18 protein-coding genes are annotated in these 18,842 nt (G+C 70.3%); 14 read left to right on the top strand and 4 right to left on the bottom strand.

Annotation, left to right across the window (positions count from 1 at the left end):
* Positions 1-392 precede the first annotated feature (392 nt).
* From FJ694_RS07675 to FJ694_RS07625, 11 genes are all read left to right on the top strand, one after another.
* Positions 393-761 carry an HPF/RaiA family ribosome-associated protein gene (locus FJ694_RS07675; RefSeq protein WP_157265647.1) on the top strand — a complete coding sequence of 123 codons (369 nt, stop codon included), beginning with the start codon at positions 393-395 and terminating at the stop codon, positions 759-761.
* 25 nt (positions 762-786) lie between these two features.
* Positions 787-1,293 (top strand): TerB family tellurite resistance protein, encoded by a 507-nt coding sequence (locus tag FJ694_RS07670; RefSeq protein ID WP_157265644.1) that lies wholly within the window; start codon positions 787-789, stop codon positions 1,291-1,293.
* Between the two features lie 53 nt (positions 1,294-1,346).
* Positions 1,347-2,453, top strand: a complete 1,107-nt coding sequence (locus tag FJ694_RS07665; RefSeq protein WP_232539947.1) for a patatin-like phospholipase family protein — start codon at positions 1,347-1,349, stop codon at positions 2,451-2,453.
* A gap of 31 nt (positions 2,454-2,484) precedes the next feature.
* Positions 2,485-3,897 carry a GntP family permease gene (locus FJ694_RS07660; RefSeq protein ID WP_157265641.1) on the top strand — a complete coding sequence of 471 codons (1,413 nt, stop codon included), beginning with the start codon at positions 2,485-2,487 and terminating at the stop codon, positions 3,895-3,897.
* A 330-nt stretch (positions 3,898-4,227) separates the two neighbouring features.
* On the top strand, positions 4,228-5,316 hold the full coding sequence (locus tag FJ694_RS07655) for a calcium/sodium antiporter (protein ID WP_157265638.1): 1,089 nt from the start codon (positions 4,228-4,230) through the stop codon (positions 5,314-5,316).
* A 15-nt stretch (positions 5,317-5,331) separates the two neighbouring features.
* Positions 5,332-8,142: a monovalent cation/H+ antiporter subunit A gene (locus FJ694_RS07650; RefSeq protein ID WP_157265635.1), complete on the top strand. Its 2,811-nt coding sequence runs from the start codon at positions 5,332-5,334 to the stop codon at positions 8,140-8,142.
* 8 nt (positions 8,143-8,150) lie between these two features.
* A complete protein-coding gene (locus FJ694_RS07645) occupies positions 8,151-8,552 on the top strand; it encodes a Na+/H+ antiporter subunit C (RefSeq protein ID WP_198320758.1) in 402 nt (133 codons plus the stop codon).
* Complete coding sequence (locus tag FJ694_RS07640) at positions 8,549-10,129, top strand: monovalent cation/H+ antiporter subunit D (RefSeq protein WP_198320752.1); 1,581 nt, start codon at positions 8,549-8,551, stop codon at positions 10,127-10,129. Before FJ694_RS07645 ends, FJ694_RS07640 begins: the two co-directional genes overlap by 4 nt.
* The gene (locus FJ694_RS07635; protein ID WP_157265628.1) at positions 10,126-10,611 is read left to right on the top strand and encodes a Na+/H+ antiporter subunit E; all 486 of its coding nucleotides are present in this window, start codon (positions 10,126-10,128) and stop codon (positions 10,609-10,611) included. The genes FJ694_RS07640 and FJ694_RS07635 overlap by 4 nt, the downstream gene beginning before the upstream one ends.
* Positions 10,608-10,880, top strand: coding sequence for a K+/H+ antiporter subunit F (locus FJ694_RS07630; protein ID WP_157265625.1), 273 nt, complete (start codon positions 10,608-10,610; stop codon positions 10,878-10,880). Before FJ694_RS07635 ends, FJ694_RS07630 begins: the two co-directional genes overlap by 4 nt.
* An 11-nt stretch (positions 10,881-10,891) precedes the next feature.
* Positions 10,892-11,224, top strand: a complete 333-nt coding sequence (locus FJ694_RS07625; RefSeq protein WP_157265622.1) for a Na+/H+ antiporter subunit G — start codon at positions 10,892-10,894, stop codon at positions 11,222-11,224.
* Between the two features lie 108 nt (positions 11,225-11,332).
* Here the strand turns inward: FJ694_RS07625 and FJ694_RS07620 are convergent, their stop codons facing one another.
* Entirely contained in the window at positions 11,333-11,749 is a 417-nt protein-coding gene (locus tag FJ694_RS07620; protein WP_157265619.1) for a TerB family tellurite resistance protein, read from the bottom strand.
* 257 nt (positions 11,750-12,006) lie between these two features.
* On the opposite strand from FJ694_RS07620, the gene FJ694_RS07615 reads away from it, so the two are divergent.
* Together FJ694_RS07615 and FJ694_RS07610 are read left to right on the top strand one after the other, a co-directional pair.
* Entirely contained in the window at positions 12,007-13,551 is a 1,545-nt protein-coding gene (locus FJ694_RS07615) for a BCCT family transporter (RefSeq protein WP_157265616.1), read from the top strand.
* Positions 13,548-14,252, top strand: coding sequence for a MarC family protein (locus FJ694_RS07610; protein ID WP_157265614.1), 705 nt, complete (start codon positions 13,548-13,550; stop codon positions 14,250-14,252). The genes FJ694_RS07615 and FJ694_RS07610 overlap by 4 nt, the downstream gene beginning before the upstream one ends.
* A 515-nt stretch (positions 14,253-14,767) precedes the next feature.
* On the opposite strand, the gene FJ694_RS07605 is transcribed toward FJ694_RS07610, so the two are convergent.
* Complete coding sequence (locus FJ694_RS07605) at positions 14,768-15,373, bottom strand: lipocalin family protein (protein ID WP_232539946.1); 606 nt, start codon at positions 15,371-15,373, stop codon at positions 14,768-14,770.
* 104 nt (positions 15,374-15,477) lie between these two features.
* On the opposite strand from FJ694_RS07605, the gene FJ694_RS07600 reads away from it, so the two are divergent.
* Positions 15,478-15,735, top strand: coding sequence for a VF530 family protein (locus tag FJ694_RS07600; protein WP_157265822.1), 258 nt, complete (start codon positions 15,478-15,480; stop codon positions 15,733-15,735).
* Between the two features lie 69 nt (positions 15,736-15,804).
* Here FJ694_RS07600 and FJ694_RS07595 read toward each other — a convergent pair whose 3' ends face one another.
* Together FJ694_RS07595 and FJ694_RS07590 are read right to left on the bottom strand one after the other, a co-directional pair.
* Positions 15,805-16,950, bottom strand: coding sequence for a ParB/RepB/Spo0J family partition protein (locus tag FJ694_RS07595; RefSeq protein ID WP_157265611.1), 1,146 nt, complete (start codon positions 16,948-16,950; stop codon positions 15,805-15,807).
* The gene (locus FJ694_RS07590; RefSeq protein ID WP_157265607.1) at positions 16,947-18,119 is read right to left on the bottom strand and encodes an AAA family ATPase; all 1,173 of its coding nucleotides are present in this window, start codon (positions 18,117-18,119) and stop codon (positions 16,947-16,949) included. Before FJ694_RS07590 ends, FJ694_RS07595 begins: the two co-directional genes overlap by 4 nt.
* Positions 18,120-18,842: the final 723 nt, after the last annotated feature.

Here is an 18,842-nt window from a genome sequence, read left to right as displayed (position 1 = left end):
CAGGTCCCAAAAAAATCCCGGCCGCCGCACCAAAATTCATCGAATTTTTCGATTTTTTCGTCCGGGCCTGCCGCGGCCGTGCCCGGCACCGGCGACGTGCCCCGCGGCCGGACCGCCCGGGCCGGGCCGCCAGCGCGCTTGCGGCACCGGCACGGTTTAGGTGGTTGCGAAGGCAACACCAAGGCAGCACGAAGGCGACGGCGGGCCCCGACCTTCCCCACCCCGTCGTTTCGGCCCGCATCGCTGCGTCCGGCAGTGAAAGGCACGGAGATCAAATCATCGCTTTTTTCGAACAATTAGAGTTCAAGAATCGAATTTACCCGCTACCCACGGACTCCTAAAGTCAGGCCCGTCGTCACCGCTGTCTTGTCGCAGCAACCCGGGAGAGCAGTATGGAAATCCGAGTACACGTTCCACATGCCCATGCCGGCGACGCGCTGGCCGACCATGCCCGCCGGCGCCTGTTGTACGTGCTGATGCACCGGCAGCACCGCGTGCGGCGCATCGAGGTGCGCCTGGGCGACACGCGCAGCCGCCGCGGCCTGCACGACCACTATTGCGTGATCCAGCTCCAGTTCACCGACGCGCCCGCGCTCACGGTCGTGGACGGTGGCGAGGACCTGTACGACGTGATCGATCGCGCCGCCGACCGCGCAGGCCGGCTGGCAAGCGAGAGGTTGCGCCGGAGCGCCGATGCCGGCGGCCCGGCGCACCGCTTCCCCCGGGCGGCCGACCGGCCTGCCGCCTTCGCCATGCCCTGAAGCCCCACCCTGGAAGGAGACTCCCATGTCCGTACTGAACTTCACCGCCCGCGCCTATGCGCCCAACAGCCCGCACGCCGCCGGCCGCCTCGTGGCCCTGGCGCTGATCGCCAACGGCGAGATCAAGGAGACCGAGTGGGCCGTCCTGCACGGGCTGCAAGCCTGCGAGCAGCTTGGCCTGAGCCAGGGCGAATGGCACGACATCGTGGACGGCCTGTGCGAGGACCTGCTGGCCGGTGCCATCCCCGGAGGCAGTTGCGTCATCGACCAGCACATGCTCGACGACTGGCTGGCCGAGGTGAGCGACCCGGAACTCCAGCACCGGGTGATCCGCCTGTGCGCCGACGTGATCGCCGCGGACGGCTACGTCGAGCATGGAGAATCGGTGGTGCTGCGCTGCGCGCTGGAGCGCTGGGTGTTGCCCGTGGAGGAGCAGGCACGCATGGAGCCCATGCTCTACGGCCTGGACTTCCAGGTCGTGCCGCGGCAGTCCTGCGCGGCGTCGGGCCCGGCCCACGGAGCGCACGTCTAGGAGACGGTGCCCCGATCCGGCTACTGCCGGATCGAAACCGCTGAAAGTTGATCTTGTTGCCCAGTCGTTCCAAGCCGCTTCCGCGTGAGCGTCGTGTTCCGATCGACCTTGCACTGCAGGGCGGCGGTGCGCATGGCGCCTTCACCTGGGGCGTGCTGGACCGGCTGCTGCAGGAACCCGGCCTGGAGCTGGCGGGCATCAGCGGCACCAGCGCTGGCGCGGTCAACGCGGTGGCGCTGGCCTCGGGACTCGCGCAGGACGGGCGCGAAGGCGCGCGCGCGGCGCTGCGGCGCCTGTGGACCGGCATCGCCGACATCGGCGGCTGGCACGGCTGGGTCCGCGCCGCGGCGCTGCCCGGTGCCGCCACCGCGCCCTGGATCGCGCCCGTGCAGCACTGGTGCGAGGCATGGCAGGACGTCTGGCGCGACGCGTGGGCTCCCGCGTTGGGACAGACGGTTTCGCCCTACCTGAGCAATCCGCTGAACCTCAACCCGTTGCGCGACCTGCTGGAGCGCGTCATCGACTTCGACTGCGTCCGGCGCAGCGGCGGGCCGCGGCTGTTCATCGCCACGACCCATGTGCGCAGTGGTCACCTGCGCATCTTCCGGCAGCACGAGATCAGCGTTGACGTGGTGCTGGCCTCGGCCTGCCTGCCGCTGCTGTTCCAGGCCGTCGAGATCGACGGCCAGGCCTACTGGGATGGAGGCTTCGCCGGCAACCCCTCGCTGCTGCCGCTGATCATGGAGAGCCCGGCCGACGACCTGCTGCTGGTGCAGCTCAATCCCAGGCAGTGCGAATCGGTGCCGACCACGGCGCGCCGCATCGTCGATCGCATGAACGAGATCACCTTCAATGCCAGCTTGCTCAAGGAGCTTCGCGCCATCGGCCTGATGAAGCAGATCATCGAGGACGAGGGCCGTTGCGCCAGGCGCGTGCGCTCACCGCTGTACCGGCGCATCCAGGCACTGCGCGTGCACCGCATCGACAGCCAGGACCGGCTGCCGCGGCTGGGCGCATCGTCCAAGCTCGACACGCGCTGGCGCTTCCTGTCGCGCCTGCACGGCATCGGCGTCGACGCCGCGTCGCAGTGGCTGGGCCAGCACCGCGACGACCTGGGCCGCAGATCGAGCATGGACCTGGCCACGGAGTTCGATGCATGACGGCGCCCCCGTTCCTGCGCTGGAGGCCCGCATGATCAGCATGGCGGGCATCGTGCTGTCGCTGGTGCTGCTGATGGCGCTGGCCTATCGCGGCGTCAGCGTGCTGATCCTGGCGCCGGCCATGGCGCTGCTGGCCGCGCTGTTCAGCCCGGACGCGCCGCTGCTGGCCAGCTACACGCAAGTCTTCATGAAGGCGCTGGCGGGATTCGTGGCGGCCTTCTTCCCGCTGTTCCTGCTGGGTGCGGTGTTCGGCAAGCTGATGGAGGCCAGCGGCGCGGCGCGCACGATCGCGCATGCCATCGTGCACGCGCTGGGGACGCGGCACGCCATCCCGGCCATCGTGCTGGCGTGCGCGGTGCTCACCTACGGCGGCGTGTCGCTGTTCGTGGTGGCCTTCGCTGTGTTCCCGATCGCCGCCGCGCTGTTCCGCGAGGCCGATGTGCCCAAGCGCCTGATACCGGCCACGATCGCGCTGGGCGCCTTCACCTTCACGATGACCGCGCTGCCCGGCACGCCCGCGATCCAGAACGCGATCCCGATGCCCTACTTCGGCACCACGCCCTTCGCCGCGCCTGGCCTGGGTCTGATCGGCGGCACGGTGATGGCGCTGCTGGGCGGCTGGTGGCTGCAGCGCAGGGCAGCGTCGGCGCGCGCGGCCCGCGAGGGCTACGGCGGCGACGGGCCCGACGAGGAGCCCCCGCGCGCGGACCCGGCCCCCGACGGGCCTGCCGCGGCCGGCCACGCCGCGCTGGCACGCGCGCTGGCGCCGGTCGTCCTGGTCATCCTCCTCAACTACGTGCTGTCGAGCTGGCTGTGGCCGGCGCTGAACACGGCGTACCTGGCCGAGCCGCGCTTCGGCGCCACCACCATCACCGCGCTGCGCGGGGTCTGGGCCGTCATCGGCGCGCTGGCCGGCGCGATCGCCCTGCTGGTGCTGCTGCACCGGCGGGAGCTGCCACAGCTGCGCGCAACGCTCGACGAGGGTGCGGCCTCCTCGGTGCTGCCGCTGCTCAACACGGCGTCGCAGGTCGGCTACGGCGCCGTGATCGCCTCGCTCGCGGGCTTCGCGCTGGTGCGCGACGCGGTGCTGGATCTCGCGCCGGGCAATCCCCTGGTGTCGATCTCGGTGGCCGTCAACCTGCTCGCCGGCATCACCGGGTCGGCTTCAGGCGGCATGAGCATCGCGCTGCAGGCGCTGGGGAACACCTGGCTGGAGATGGGGCGTGCCGCGGGCATCGGGCCCGATCTGCTGCACCGCGTGACGGCCATCGCCACCGGCGGCCTCGACGCGCTGCCGCACAATGGTGCGGTGATCACGTTGCTGGGCATCTGCAAGCTCACGCACCGCCAGTCCTACGGCGACATCGCCGTCGTCGCCGTGGTGATCCCGGTAGCCGCGCTGGCCGTCGTCGTGGTGCTGGGGAGCCTGTTCGGATCGTTTTGAAGTTCCGGGTGTTCCTGCCTCGCGGCGCGCCGGCTTCGGCTCGGCGGGCGCCGCGGCCGTCAGGAGACACAATGTCCGGCGCGAGACCGCCAGCGTCGTGTCCGGATTCACGCAAGCTCATGCACGAGCGGCATGACGTTCCTGCCAACAACTCGACCAAGGGATCAGCTTGAATACTTGTGCAACCAAGGCATTCAGCCGCTCGAATGCCTTCAGTCTCCCGGATGAAGCCGGGCTGCGGCCGCCGTGCCGCGAGGCCGGCCGTTGCGCCCGCAAGCCGCCGGGCCGGTGCTTCGCCAGCGTGATGCAGGTCCGGCCTGCCGTCGGCGCATGAGCACCGTACTCCTGTTCGCCGCTGGCCTGGTCGCGCTGGTGCTGGGCGCCACGGCGCTGGTGCGCGGCGCCTCGCTGCTGGCGCTGCGCCTGGGGATCTCGCCGCTGGTGGTGGGCCTGACGGTGGTTGCCTTCGGCACCAGCGCGCCGGAGATGGCCGTTTCCACCGGGGCGGTGCTGTCCGGGCGCACGGCGCTGGCCGTGGGCAACGCGGTGGGCAGCAACATCTTCAACGTGCTGTTCATCCTGGGCCTGGCGGCCGTGATCACGCCGCTGGCGGTCCACCGGCAGGTGATCCGGCAGGAGGCGCCGATCATGATCGGCGGCGCCGTGCTCCTGATGGTGCTGGGGCTCGACGGCGAGGTGGCGCTCTTCGACAGCTCGCTGCTGCTGGGCCTGCTGGTGGCCTACACGGTGTTCCTGGTGCGGCAATCGCGCCACGAGGCCGCGCAGGAGTCGCCGGGCGGCGATGCGCCGGCGCCGGCCGCTGCCGGCGCCTGGGACGCGCGGCTGCCGGTGCAGATCGCGCTGATCGTGGCCGGGCTGGCGCTGCTGGTGGTGGGCTCGGACGCGATGGTGTCCGCCGCCGTGGTGTTCGCCCGCGCGCTGGGCCTGAGCGACACCGTGATCGGGCTGACCATCGTGGCGGCGGGCACCTCGCTGCCGGAGGTGGCCGCCTCCGTCACGGCCAGCCTCAAGGGCGAGCGCGACATCGCCGTGGGCAACGTGGTGGGCAGCTGCGTCTTCAACATCTTCGGCGTGGTCGGCCTGGCCGGCCTGGCCGCCTCGCTGGGTGCCGCGGGCGCGCTGCCGGTGCCGACGGACCTGCTGCGCTTCGACCTGTGGGTGATGCTGGCGGCGCTGGTGGCCTGCCTGCCCGTGTTCCTCACCGGGCGCGAGATCGCTCGCTGGGAGGGCGTGCTGTTCCTGGGCTACTACGCCGCCTACACCGCGTACCTGATCCTGGCCGCGCAGCGCCACGTCGGCGCCGACGCCTTCGCCGACGCCATGCTGGGCTTCGTGGTGCCGCTGACGATCGTGACGCTGGGTGTGTCGCTGGTGAGGCGCACCACGCAACAGCCCTGACCCGGAACTTCTCCCATGCACCCATTGCTTCTTGTCGTGCTGTTGCCGCTGCTGCTGGGGCCGCTGTGCGCCTGGGCCGGCCGCGGCTTCGAGCCCTTAGCCAAGCGGCGCGCCGCCTGGCTGGCCGCGGCGATCACGGGCTCCGCGCTGGCGCTGCTGCTGTCCCAGGCCGGTGCCGTCTTTGACGGGCAGACGCTCCTGTGGCAGCAGCCCTGGATGCCGGCGGTCGGGCTGAACCTGGGCCTGCGCCTGGACGGGCTGGCGCTGATGTTCGGCTGCCTGATCACGGCCATCGGGCTGCTCGTGATCCTCTACGCCGCCTACTACCTGGGCGCGCAGGACCCGCCGGGCAAGCTCTACGCGCTGCTGATGCTGTTCATGGCGGCCATGCTGGGTGTGGTGCTGTCCGACAACCTGCTGCTGCTGGTCGTGTTCTGGGAGCTCACCAGCATCTCCTCGTTCCTGCTGGTGGGCTACTGGAACCACCGCGCCGAGGCGCGCGCCGGTGCGCGCATGGCGCTGGCCGTCACCGGCGGGGGCGGCCTGGCGCTGCTGGCCGGCGTGGTGCTGCTGGGGCAGATGGCGGGCAGCTACGAGCTGTCGGAGCTGCTGACGCAGCGCGAGCGCATCCAGGCCGACGCGCGCTATCCCGTGGCGCTGCTGCTGATCCTGCTGGGCTGCTTCACCAAGAGCGCGCAGTGGCCCTTCCACTTCTGGCTGCCCGAGGCCATGGCCGCGCCCACGCCGGTGTCGGCCTACCTGCACTCGGCCACCATGGTCAAGGCCGGCATCTTCCTGCTCATGCGGCTGTACCCGGTGCTGGGCGGCACGCTGCTGTTCGAGGCGGTGGTGGCCGCCACCGGGCTGCTGACCATGGCCTTCGCCGCCTACGTGGCCGTGTTCAAGCACGACCTCAAGGGGCTGCTGGCCTACTCCACGATCAGCCACCTGGGCCTGATCATGTTCCTCATCGGGCTCAACAGCCCGCTGTCGGCGGCCGCCGCGGTGTTCCACGTGCTCAACCACGCCACCTTCAAGGCCTCGCTCTTCATGACTGCCGGGATCATCGACCACGAGACCGGCAGCCGCGACATGCGCCGCCTCGGCGGGCTGCTGCCCATGCTGCCCTGGACCGGGACGCTGGCCATGGTGGCCGCCGCGGCCATGGCCGGCGTGCCGCTAGCCAACGGCTTCATCTCCAAGGAAATGTTCTTCGCCGAGGCGGCCGACCTCGCCGCCATCCCGGGCTGGGGCCTGCTGGTGCCGGTGGTGGCCACCTTCGGCGGCATCTGCTCGGTGGCGTACTCGCTGCGCTTCGTGCACGACGTGTTCTTCAACGGCCCGCCGCAGAACCTGCCCAACATGCACCCGCACGAGCCGCCGCTGTTCATGAAGCTGCCCGTGATCCTGCTGGTGGTGGTGTGCCTGGTGGTGGGGATGCAGCCGGCCGTGATGGCGCCGCTGGTCGGCGTGGCCGCCGCGGCCGTGCTGGGCCAGGCGCCACCGGCGTTCCACCTGGCGCTGTGGCACGGCTTCAACCTGCCGCTGTTCATGAGCCTGCTGGCGCTGGCGGGCGGCATCGCGATGTACTTCGCCCTGCTGCACCGCTTCGACCTGCACCTGAACCACCCGCGCGGCTGGACCGGGCGGCTGTTCTTCACACACGCGATCGACGGCCTGTTCGAGGGCGCGCAGCGCCTGGTGGGCACCCTTGAGAACGGCTCGCTGCAGCGCTACGCGGCCTGGCTGATGGGCTCGGCCATCGTGCTGGGCGCGCTGCCCTTCCTCGGCGGCGCGGTGCTGGACAGCGGCGATCGCCCGCTGCTGGCCGCGCCGCCGCCCGCGCTGGCGGCGTGGGCGCTGCTCATTGCCGCGGGCGTGGCGCTGCTGCGCAGCCACCGCGACCGGCTGCTGGCGGTGGTGCTGGTCGGCGTGGTCGGGCTGGTCACGGCACTGGCCTTCGTCGGCCTGTCGGCGCCGGACCTGGCGCTGACGCAGCTGTCGGTGGAGCTGGTGTCCACCGTGCTGCTGCTCATGGGACTGGCACTGCTGCCACAGCGCACGCCGCGCGAGTCCGGCGCGCGGCGCCGGCTGCGCGACGCGGTGCTGGCCGGCGCCGGCGGGCTGGGCGTGGGCGCGCTGGCCTGGCTGATGCTCACCCGCGACCATGCCTCGATCGCCTGGTACTTCCTGGACCGGGCAGTGCCCGGCGGCGGCGGCACCAACGTGGTCAACGTGATCCTGGTGGACTTCCGCGGCTACGACACCTTCGGCGAGATCACGGTGCTGGCCATCGCCGCCGTGGGCGTGCTGGCGCTGCTGCAGAACTTCACGCTGCAGCGCGCGCCCGTGGACGCCGAGGGGCGGCCCTGGAGCTTCACGCAGCCGCCGCTGATGCTGCGCCTGGCCGCCCGGCTGGTGCTGCCGCTGGCGCTGGTGGTCAGCGTCTACCTGTTCTGGCGCGGCCACAACCTGCCCGGCGGCGGCTTCATCGCCGGGCTAGTGACGGCCGTGGCACTGGTGCTGCAGTACATGGCGCAAGGGCAGGCCCGTGCCGAGGCACTGCTGGGCGCCGCGGGCGGCGGGCGCTACGTGCGCGTGATCGCGCTGGGCCTGGCCATCGCCGGGCTCACCGGCCTGGGCGCGCTGTTCCTGGGCCATCCCTTCCTCACCAGCGCCCACGGCCACCCCACGGTGGCGCTGCTGGGCGAGCTGCCGCTGGCCACGGCGGCGCTCTTCGACCTGGGCGTCTACATCACGGTGGTGGGCGCGACGCTGCTGATGCTGTCGGTGCTGGGCGCGGCCAGCCGGGAGACCCGCGCATGACGATCTCGATGGAATTCCTGCTGGCCAGCGGCATTGGCTGGGTCACTTTCTGCGGGCTGTGGCTGCTGCTGCGCGGGCGCAGCTTCCCGGCGGTGCTCGGTCTGACGCTGCTGGGCTATGCCGTGAACCTCTTCATCTTCGCCAGCGGGCGGCTGTGGCGCGACGCGGCGCCGATCCTGGCTGGCGACGGCCCCTACGCCGACCCGCTGCCGCAGGCACTGGTGCTCACGGCCATCGTCATCGGCTTCGCCACGACCGGCTTCGTCATCGAGCTGGCGCTGCGCGGCCGCCACGACAACGGCACCGACCACGTGGACGGGAAGGAGCCCGGGGCGCCCGCCACGGTCGAGCCGCACGGCACACCCGGGCCCTCCGGGACGCCCGGCGCCACCGGCAAGGAGGCCGCATGACCCTCATGGACCACCTGCCCATCCTGCCGGTACTGCTGCCCGCAGCCACCGCGATGCTGCTGCTGGCCCTGGGCGACGCGCGGCTGCGCGCCACGCGCGTCGTGGCTCTCGTCTCCGCGACGCTGGCGCTGCTGCTGTCGGCGGCGCTGCTGCGCCAGGCCGACGCCGGGGCGCTGCTGGTCTACCGGCTTGGCGACTGGCCCGCCCCCTTCGGCATCGCGCTGGTGGTGGACCGGCTCTCGGCGCTGATGAGCCTGCTCACCGCCGTGGTGGCGCTGCCCGTGCTGCTCTATGCCTCCTCGGGCTGGGACGCGCGCGGGCGCCACTTCCACGCGCTGTTCCAGTTCCAGCTCATGGGGCTGCATGGCGCCTTCGTCACCGGCGACCTCTTCAACCTGTTCGTGTTCTTCGAGGTGCTGCTGATCGCCAGCTACGTGCTGATGCTGCACGGCCTGGGCCGCGAGCGGCTGCGTGCCGGGCTGCACTACGTGGCGCTGAACCTGGCCGCCTCGGTGCTGTTCCTGATCGGCGTGGCGCTGATCTACGCCGGCACCGGCACGCTGAACCTGGCAGACCTCGCGCTGCGCGTGCCGCAGGCCACCGGCACGGACGCCGCGCTGCTGCAGGCGGGCGCCCTGATCCTCGTGGCCGTCTTCGGCTTCAAGGCGGCGCTGGTGCCGCTGTCGCTGTGGCTGCCCGCGACCTATGCGGCGGCCAGCGCGCCGGTGGCCGCGCTGTTCGCGCTCATGACCAAGGTCGGCGTGTACGCGATGTGGCGCGTGCACGGCGTGGCCTTCGGCGCGAGCGCGGGCGAGTCGGCGCTGCTGGCGCAGCCGCTGCTGCTGCCGCTGGCGCTGCTGACCTGTGCGCTGGGCGTGGCCGGCGCGCTGGCCGCGCACAGCCTGGCGCGGCTGGTGGCGTGGCTCAACGTCGCCTCGGTGGGCACCATCCTGGCCGGGCTGGGGCTCTACGGCAGCGGCGCCTGGGCCGCGGCGCTGTACTACCTGCCCGGCAGCACGCTGGTGGTGGCGCTGCTGTTCCTGCTGTCGGAGCTGCTGGGCCGCCAGCGCGGCGCGTCGGCCGACACGCTGGAGCCTGCCCCCATCGTGGCACAGCCGGTGCTGCTGGGCCTGATGTTCCTGTTGGCGGGCGTGGCCATCGCCGGGCTGCCGCCGCTGCCGGGCTTCGTCGGCAAGGTCATGCTGATGCAGGCCGCCGCCGGCCACGCCTGGGTGGCCGGCGTGTGGGCGGTGCTGCTGCTCATGGGGCTGGGCTCGCTGCTGGCGCTGGCGCGCGCGGGCAGCGTGCTGTTCTGGCAGGCGCGCGCGGGCGACGACGGTGGTGCCGGCGGCGCGCCGGCGACGGCGCGCTGCCTGGCCGCCGTGCTGCTGTTGCTGGCCGCCAGCGTGGCGCTGAGCCTGGGCGCCGGCCCGGTGCAGCGCTACACCCAGGCCGCGGCGCAGCAGCTTGGCGACGTCGAGGGCTACGCCCGGGCGGTGCTGCAGCCGCGCGACGGCACGGGCACGCCGGCCCGCCCCTACACCGGCCAATCCAACGACGAGGAGACGCGGCGATGAAGCGCTGGCTGCCCCATCCCGTGCTGTCGCTGCTGCTGGCGGCCGTGTGGCTGCTGCTGCAGCAGAGCCTGGCGCTGCCCCAGCTGCTGACGGCCGCCGTGCTGGCGCTGCTGTTGCCACGGCTGCTGCACGGCTTCCTGGATGACCCCGTGCACCCGCGCGCCTGGGGCACGGCGCTGCGGCTGGCACTGCGGGTGCTGTGGGACATCCTCGTGGCCAACCTGGCCGTGGCGCGCCTGGTGCTGTCGCCCGGGGCGCGGCCCCAGCCGGCCTGGTTGCGCATACCGTTGCGAATACAACATCCGACCGGCATCACGCTGCTGGCCACCATCATCACCACGACGCCGGGCACGGTGTCGTGCCTGGTGGACGAGGCGCGCGGCGAGCTCGCGGTGCACGCCCTGGACTGTCCCGACCCGCAGGCCATGGTGGCCGAGATCCGCCAGCGCTACGAGTCACCGCTGATGGAGATATTCCCATGATCCTGGACTGGGCCCTGAACTTCGCCCTGGGCGCCGTGGCGGTGGCGATGCTGCTGTGCGGCTGGCGGCTGCTGCGCGGCCCGACGTTGCCCGACCGCATCCTGGCGCTGGACACGCTCTACATCAACGCCGCGGCGCTGGCGGTGCTGGCCGGGCTGCAGGCGCGCACCGCGCTGCTGTTCGAGGCGGCGCTGATCATCGCGCTGCTGGGCTTCGCCTCGACCGTGGCGCTGGCGCGCTACGTGAGCCGCGGCGACGTCATGGAATGAGGGAGCTGCTGATGCCTGACTTGATCGTTGAATGGATCGTGGCCGTGCTGCTGGTGGTGGGCGGCGCCTTCGCGCTGATCGGGGCCATCGGCCTGGTGCGCTTTCCGGACTTCTTCATGCGGCTGCACGCCCCCACCAAGGCCACGACGCTGGGGGTGGGCGGGATGCTGCTGGCGAGCATGGTGTTCAGCTGGAGCCAGGGCCTGCCCGGGCTGCACGAGCTGCTGATCACGCTGTTCCTGTTCATCACGGCGCCGGTGTCGGCCAACCTGATGGCGCTGGCCGCGCTGCACCTACGCGTGCCGTCGCGGGCCCCGGAGCCCGACGACCTGCGGCGCGACTGAGATACAAGCCGGCGCCTGACTCGCTGCTGCCTGGCGCGAGGGTCCTGGCACATCGGGCATTGAACTGCCGCTCGCTGCCGACGCGGCGACAGGCGAGCAGCGGCTCGACTATCCCTGGTCGTCGCGCCCCAGGCCCCACTGCTCCACCACGCGGTGCAGTACCGTCGACTCGCGCGGCCCCACGGTTCCGTCCGCGCCGACCAACCCTGCGCAAAGCTCCAGCACCAGCTGGCGTAGCGAGGGCTCGTCCACGGCCTCCAGCCATTGCGCCAGCGTGCCGGCATCCAGTGCAGCGCCGTCCCGGGCAGGCGTGGCCGCCTGCAGGGCCTGGCGCGTTTGCTCGACGGTATCCTGCCACTGCGCCGCCGTCAGGCCCAACCGCTCCAGGACGCGGAGTTCGCGCAGCACATCGAGTTCAGGTTCGTTGATCTCGCCGTTGGCCAGCAGCGCCAGGGCCACGATGCGGGCAGCGGCGTGGACACGCTCGTCCGCTGCTCCCGTTGGATTGATGCCTGCGGGTTTCATGGCTGCTCCTGTCATCGACATTGCGCGCGGTGCAATGCGTGTCTCTGACCAGCACGGGATGGGCCCGGATCCCGCACGGTGCCGCAACAGAGCCGGTCCACACCACGATCGACCACCACGCGCAGGCCGGTGTCACGGCCAACGGCGCATGGGAGTTACCAAGTCAACGGCGCCCATGATTCCAGGCACCCGCCTTGCCAGCGCGCCGTTGCACCGGCAATGAGGAGCTGCCCGCCTCGCCGTGCCCGGAGTGCACCTTGGAACTGTTCGTCTCAGCCTGCGTGATCATTGCCGTCGTGCTGTGGGGGGTGCTGGCACCCCAGAGCCTGGCCGCGGTCTTCGACAGCGCATTGAGCCTCCTCACCCGCAACTTCGGCTGGTTTTACCTGTGGGTGGTGCTGGCCCTCGTCATGGCTGCCATCGTGCTGGCCACGGGCCGCCATGGCCAGCTTCGGCTGGGCGGCGACGACGAAGAGCCGGAGTTCTCCCTGGGCGCTTGGTTCGCCATGCTGTTCGCCGCTGGCATGGGCATCGGCCTGGTGTTCTGGGGCGTCGCCGAGCCGATTTCCCACTACGGCGAGCCGCCGCCAGGAATCGCCGCGCGGACGCCGGAAGCAGCCAATGCCGCCATGCGCTACAGCTTCTTCCATTGGGGACTGCATCCCTGGGCGGTCTACAGCGTCGTGGCGCTGGCCATCGCGTTCTTCCAGTTCCGCCACGGCGGCGCGGCGCTGGTGAGCACCAGCGTGAAGACGCTGCCCTGGGCGGGGCTGCGGCGCCTAGCGCCGGTGGCGAACATGCTGGCCGTCATTGCCACGGCCTTCGGCGTCGCGGCCTCCCTCGGCATGGGCGCGCTGCAGATCAACAGCGGCCTGGCGGCCGTCGCCGGCCTGCCCGTGGGCCCGGCATGGCAGGTGGGCATCATCGTCGTCACCACCGTGCTGTTCCTGGCCTCGGCGGTCACCGGCGTGACGCGGGGCATCAAGTGGCTGTCCTCGTTCAACCTCGCGCTGGCCGGCCTGCTGGCGCTGGCCGTGCTGATGCTGGGACCCACCGTCGTCATCATCGACACCTTCACCAACACGCTGGGCAGCTACCTCAGCGAGCTGGTGCGCATGAGCCTGCGCATGACGCCCTTCCGCGACAGCACCTGGGTAGGCAGTTGGACCCTCTTCTACTGGGCCTGGTGGGTGTCCTGGTCGCCCTTCGTGGGGCTGTTCATCGCGCGCGTGTCGCGCGGCCGCACCATTCGCGAGTTCATTCTCGGCACGGTGGCGGTGCCGGCATTGGCGGCCTTCGTCTGGTTCTCGGTCTTCGGCGGCACGGCGCTGCACCTGGAAATTGCGCACGGTGTGCCCTTGAGCGCCGCGGTGGACGCCGACGTGTCCACCGCGATGTTCACCTTGTTCGACACCCTTCCCCTGGGCGCGCTCATGTCCGGCGTGGCGACGCTGCTGGTGCTGGTGTTCTTCGTCACCTCGGGTGACTCGGCCACGCTGGTGCTGGGCATGATGAGCACGGGCGGCAACCAGAACCCGCCGGCCCGGGTAAAGATCATCTGGGGCCTGCTGGTGTCGGGCATTGCCATCAGCCTGCTGCTTGCCGGTGGCATCCAGGCCGTGCAGACGGCAACCATCGTGTTTGCGTTGCCCTTCACCCTCATCATGCTGCTGATGGTCGTCGCGCTGTGGCGCGGCGTGCGCGCGGACTGGGCAGCGCACGAGCGCCACGAACGCGTGCTGCGGCGCCGGCTCGAGGACCTGTCGGCCGAACCGCATGGCAATCCGCCGGAGAAGCCGTGAGCGCGTGGGAACTCCTGGGGGCGCTCGGCCGCAGCTACCTGTTCGTGCTCGCCGCGCTGCTGCCCATCCTCAACCCGACGGCGACGGCACCGATCTTCCTGAGCATGACGGAGGGGGCGAGCGCCTCCACCCGGCGGCTGTTGGCGCGCCGCATCGCGCGCAACACGGTCCTGCTGCTGATGGGCTCGATGCTGGTGGGTTCGTACGTGCTCGACTTCTTCGGCATTTCGCTGTCCATCGTCCGCGTGGGTGGCGGCCTGATCGTGGCCACGGCGGCCTGGCGGCTGCTGTCGCCCAGTCAGCAGCCGCTGGACCAGGGCAGCGGCATCGCCGAGGCCTTCACCCCTGAGCAGGCAAGCCGCCAGGCCTTCTACCCGCTGACCTTTCCCATCAGCTGTGGCCCGGGTTCCATCGCGGCGGCCATCACTGTCGGCGTGACGCTGCCCAATCCGCGCATGGCGCTGTCGCTGGCAAGCCTGTCAGGAGGCGTACTCGCACTGGTCTGCGTCGGCGTGCTGATGTACTTCGCGTTTCGCTACGCGCAGCACCTTCTGAAGCCGTTAGGCGAGGCGGGCACGGTGGTCTTCCTGCGGCTGTCGGCGTTCATCCTGTTATGCCTGGGCGTGCAGATCGTCTGGGTCGGGGTGAGCGAGCTGCTCCTGGAGGTGATGATCCGAGCCGGGCAGACCGTCAACCGGTGAACGCGGCCAGATCCGATGCCCGCCGATTCTTCGAGCATCCCACCCTCCGCCGTGAGCACCGCGCTTCGTCTGTGGCGCTGACAACTCAAGCCGCCGCTTTCATCAATAACGCCTTCTGAACGCGGGCGATTCCGGTTCCGATCCGCCAAACGCCCAGCCCGGCGACGCAGTGATGCCCACCCTGCACGGCGAGCCGAGTGTCCGCTCACGGCTGGCAAGAGCACCATCCTGAGGCGGTGGCAACCCTGACCAAGCTTGATAAGACCAATTATCAACATCCCAATAATTTCAACGAACAATGACGGACCACTCTCGGCTTTCGGGAAAGTTTTGGCGCGTCAATCACTTGGCTCCTGCAGGACAAGCCGCGGCATCCGCAGCGTGGCCTGGCTCGGCTTTCGACAGGCCTGTGGTGCCCCGGCAAATGCATCGCACAACGTGCGTGAGCCGCGGCTGGGGGCTCGGCCTTCGACAGGCAGCAAGGCTGCCCCCGATTCTTCGAGAACTCCGTATCCCTACGGAGCGTTCTGGACAGTGCGCTCCAGCCGGTCCATGTCAAAACCCTGGCGGCGCAGGCGCTGCATCAGGGCCTCGAAGGCGGCGGGATCCACGGCCGGGGTCCGCGACAGGATCCACAGGTACTCGCGCGCCGGATCGCCCACGGCAGCCAGTTGGTAGGCGTCATCTAGGTCCAGCACCCAGTAGTCGCCCCATACGAAGGGCAGCCACGACAGCCAGCGCGGTGCGAAGCGCACCTGCAGCTTCGGCGAAGAGGTTTCGCCGACCTGCCGCGCCACGCCCACCGCTTCCTCGATTTGCCCGTCTGCAAGCCGGCAGCGGTTGACCACCTCGACGCGACCATCGGGGCGCAAGGCGTACCGGGCGCTCGTGTCGGCCACACACTTGGCCTGGAAGCGGTTCGGAAACTTGGCGATCTCGAACCAGGGGCCCATGTACCGGGGCACATCCAGGGCCGGGATGGTTGTCACCCCGTGCCCTGCAGGCTTCGCAGGCTCGCCGGCACCATCCTGCGCGCCGGCACCCACCGCCGCCAGCAGCAGAGCCGTGGCGGCTGCGCGTTGCAGCATCGTTGTCAAAGAGTTCGTCGTTCTCGTGTCCATGGCTTTTCCGTACAGCACCACGCCTTTGTCGATCCACTCGCCGTGTCTTGAGCATCGTTGTCACCGTTCGAACCGGTGAAGGCGCGTGGCAGCGAAAATGCGGGATGAACAGCAGCACGCCCTTGCCCGCCCAGCCGCGCAATCCCCTGCATGGTGTCACGCTGGAGATGATCGTCACCGCACTGGTCGAACGCTACGGCTGGGCCGGATTGGCCGAGCGCGTGCCGGTGCGATGCTTCAGCAGCCAGCCCAGCGTGACGTCCAGCCTGAAGTTCTTGCGCAAGACGCCCTGGGCCCGCGAGAAGGTCGAAAGCCTTTACCTGTTCATGCTGCGCGAGCAGCGGCGCGAAGCTCGGCCCTGAGATCCGCGCCGTGCAGCGGTCAGGCCGCCCTGCCCGGCCTCCCGGGCCGCGAGCGAAGGCGAAGCTGTTTCAGCGGCCGGCCCCACCAGGCGGAACGTCGCCGCGGCGCAGCGCCTCTACCAACTCTCCGTCGCCCAGGCTGCGTGCCAGGCGCTGTGCCAGGTCGTGCAGGAACTCCGCCAGTGCCGCCCCGTCGGGACGCTGCTGCTGGAGCCGGGCTTCCGCCGCCAGCCGGGTAACGTCCTGCCGTGTCCACAGCGCCTCGGCTGCCGCTGCCGGCCTGGGAACCATCTGCCGGGGCGCAGGGGTGCTGTACGGTACAGCGGCCGGTGCTGGTGCTGGTGTCGGCGCAGCCGGGCCCGCTAACACGGCCGGCGCCGTGGTGGCGCGGGTGCTGTACGGTACAGCACCCTTTCGAGCCGCCTTGCCGGTGATGGCGGCGAAGACCTGCGCGGCGGCCAGCCCTGCCTGCGCGGCCAGCCGCGCGGCCGCCAGCGTGGCATCGCGGTCGCGCTGCACCGCTTCGGCCAGGTCGCTGGCCCAAGCGAATTGCACTGCCAGCGGCGAGCCGAAGGCCGACAGCAACTCCTCGGGCAGCTCCGCCACCTTGATGGCGCGGCTGACGTTGCCCGAGTCGGCCCCCACGGCCACGGCCAGCATGCGCTGCGAGGGGAAGAGCCCTTCCTGCAGCGCGCGGCGGTACATCACGCCCTGCTCGTAGGCGCTGAGGTTCTTGCGCGACCGGTTTTCCCGGTCCATCTCGGCGAACAGCGCGCGATCGTCGAGCTCAGCCACCACCGCCAGCACCGGTAGCCCGAGTTCCAGACAGGCCCGGTGGCGCCGGTGTCCGAACACGATCTCGTAGCACGCACCGTCGCCGGCCGGCGTGCGCAGCGGCCGTACCTTGATCGGCTGGACATTGCCGCCCGCCCCCGCAATCTCGGCCTTGAGGTCGGCGAAGTCCTCGCCGTCGAACGAGCTCGCATGCCGGTTGGCCCAGCGGCTGGCGCGCACCAGGCGCGCGTCCAGCGGCTGCGCACCGCGCTCGCCTTCGAGCTGCTGCACCTGGGCCCGCAGCGAGTGCAGCTCCTGCGCCAGGCCCGCATGGCGCATCACACCGGTGACGGGCTCCGGCGCCGCGGCCGGCGCGGCCGGCGCAGCCCCCAGAGGCGGCAGGTCGAACTTGATGCCCTTCCCTTTGCTGACCGCGCTCATGCCGCCACTCCCCGGGCCAGCTGGCGGCGCCAGGCCTTGACGCAGTGCACACCGATGGCGTCGGCAAGCCGGTCCGCCGCGTCGGTGGCACGGCGCACCGTGCGGCTGGTGCCCACCGCCTCGTCGTAGACGGTGCCGAAGTTGGCACTGGCCGCGCCGGCGGCGGCACTCTTTGGAATCTCCACGGGCAGCAGCCTCTCGGCATAGGCCGCAGCCATCCACTCCCGCACCGTGCTGCCGGCAGCGTCCGTGGTTTCGACCCGCGTCGGCAGGATGCTGATGAAGTCGAAGCGCTTGCCCTGCGCCGCCGGCAGGCGGGCCGTCAGGTCGCCGAACAGTTGCCAGAACTGTGCACTGCTGGCGAAGTCGAGCGCGTTGGGCGGCAGCGGCATCAGGATGCCGTCGGCCGCCATGAGCACGTTGATCGTCATGTACGACAGCGCCGGCGGCGTGTCCATGATGATCACGTCGTAATCCCGGCGCAGCTCGCGCAGGCCCAGTTCCAGCACACGCCAGTACTGGAAGCCCGCGTCCATCACCATGCGCCCGGACAGCTCGAACTCGGCGCCGAACAGCAGCGGCGCCGCCGCCACCAGGTCGATGCCCTTCCAGTAGGTTGGCCGCACCGCATAGCGCAGCGAGTCCTGCGCGCCCTCGACCAGCGGCAGCATCGTGTCGTCGCGCCGGACTTCTGTGTCGGGCAGGATGCCGAACAGCGTGGTCAGCGAGCCCTGCGGGTCGGTGTCGATCACCAGCACCCGGTGCCCGCGCAGCGACAGACCTTGCGCCAGTGTCAGCGCCGTGGTGGTCTTGGTCACGCCGCCCTTGAAGTTGGCCACGGCGATCGTCACGGCCTGTGCGCCGGTCGGGCGCAGCGCCTCGGCGCGGTAGTGACGCACCCAGGCCTGCAGCTCTTCCAGCGTGAACTCGCGCCGGTTGCCGACCCCGAGCTTGCCGACGGGCAGGGCGCGCTTGCGGATCGCCACGTCCATGGCGTTCTTGTCCAGACCGGTCAGGCCCATCACGTCGCCCGTGAAGAAGCGCGGCGGCGTCTTGCGGTTCTCCGGCGCCAGCATCGCGCCGCGTACCTGCGACACGACGGCCTGCACCCGGCCCGCCTGGGTCAGCACCTCCGCCAGCGGAATGCCGTCGTCGAGCACCGCATCCATCAGGTCCTCCCTCCTTGTGTTGACGCGGCAGTGTATTCAAGTCGCAGCAACGCACGACATGGGACGTTGCTTGCGACAGACAGTGAGGACTGCGATTCGGAACCGGACAGCTGAACCGGGTTTGCTCATCCTGACCATTTCTGTGCTGCAGGTCCGCCGGTCTGACGCCATGGAGCATCCGCCCGCTCGGTACCGCAAGACGCCGACAGACATGGCGACACAACATGACCATTTCTGTGCTGATGTGCCTGCTGCCCGGTGCGCCCGTTCAGATCCTGACCATCCTTGTGCTGATGCGGCAGGCATGGAAGCGCTTGACGCACACCGCGGCGGGCGCCTGATGCCGTGCCGACAGATCACGTGCGCAGGATGTTTCCCAAAAACGGTCAGGATCAGGCTGCCTGCCGGAGCGCGGGTCGAGCTGCGCCGGCACGGCCCAGCCGCAAGTTGGTAGAAGCGCTGCGCCCTCGCAGTGGTTCAAACAGGGCTATCGCACAGAAATGGTCAGGATGCCGTGCTCCCGGCTCGCAGCGTTCCGCCGTCCCGCTGTCCAGGTGCCAGCCGGATGCCGGGAGTTCGCAGGGCAACATGAAGTGCCAGCCAGCTAGCCTTTTAATAGAGTTAAAAAGCAAGCAAGCATTCAGAGTCCAAAAACGTCAGTCAAATCAAATACTTGCGGTGAGGAAGCTGACTGTTTTTGTGCTGGAACGGTGCCATCCTGAC

The organism is Azohydromonas aeria (assembly GCF_009760915.1).
GTDB classification, from domain to species: domain Bacteria; phylum Pseudomonadota; class Gammaproteobacteria; order Burkholderiales; family Burkholderiaceae_C; genus Azohydromonas; species Azohydromonas aeria.
The sequence above is the reverse complement of the archived record's forward strand: the minus strand, read 5'-3'. Positions and strand labels throughout refer to the sequence as shown.

Coding starts and splice junctions, on each gene's coding strand:
- FJ694_RS07675 (WP_157265647.1), top strand. CDS start 393: ATGGAAATCCGAGTACACGTTCCACATGCCCATGCCGGCGACGCGCTG.
- FJ694_RS07670 (WP_157265644.1), top strand. CDS start 787: ATGTCCGTACTGAACTTCACCGCCCGCGCCTATGCGCCCAACAGCCCG.
- FJ694_RS07660 (WP_157265641.1), top strand. CDS start 2,485: ATGATCAGCATGGCGGGCATCGTGCTGTCGCTGGTGCTGCTGATGGCG.
- FJ694_RS07655 (WP_157265638.1), top strand. CDS start 4,228: ATGAGCACCGTACTCCTGTTCGCCGCTGGCCTGGTCGCGCTGGTGCTG.
- FJ694_RS07650 (WP_157265635.1), top strand. CDS start 5,332: ATGCACCCATTGCTTCTTGTCGTGCTGTTGCCGCTGCTGCTGGGGCCG.
- FJ694_RS07645 (WP_198320758.1), top strand. CDS start 8,151: ATGGAATTCCTGCTGGCCAGCGGCATTGGCTGGGTCACTTTCTGCGGG.
- FJ694_RS07640 (WP_198320752.1), top strand. CDS start 8,549: ATGACCCTCATGGACCACCTGCCCATCCTGCCGGTACTGCTGCCCGCA.
- FJ694_RS07635 (WP_157265628.1), top strand. CDS start 10,126: ATGAAGCGCTGGCTGCCCCATCCCGTGCTGTCGCTGCTGCTGGCGGCC.
- FJ694_RS07630 (WP_157265625.1), top strand. CDS start 10,608: ATGATCCTGGACTGGGCCCTGAACTTCGCCCTGGGCGCCGTGGCGGTG.
- FJ694_RS07625 (WP_157265622.1), top strand. CDS start 10,892: ATGCCTGACTTGATCGTTGAATGGATCGTGGCCGTGCTGCTGGTGGTG.
- FJ694_RS07620 (WP_157265619.1), bottom strand. CDS start 11,749: ATGAAACCCGCAGGCATCAATCCAACGGGAGCAGCGGACGAGCGTGTC.
- FJ694_RS07605 (WP_232539946.1), bottom strand. CDS start 15,373: ATGGACACGAGAACGACGAACTCTTTGACAACGATGCTGCAACGCGCA.
- FJ694_RS07600 (WP_157265822.1), top strand. CDS start 15,478: ATGAACAGCAGCACGCCCTTGCCCGCCCAGCCGCGCAATCCCCTGCAT.
- FJ694_RS07595 (WP_157265611.1), bottom strand. CDS start 16,950: ATGAGCGCGGTCAGCAAAGGGAAGGGCATCAAGTTCGACCTGCCGCCT.
- FJ694_RS07590 (WP_157265607.1), bottom strand. CDS start 18,119: ATGGATGCGGTGCTCGACGACGGCATTCCGCTGGCGGAGGTGCTGACC.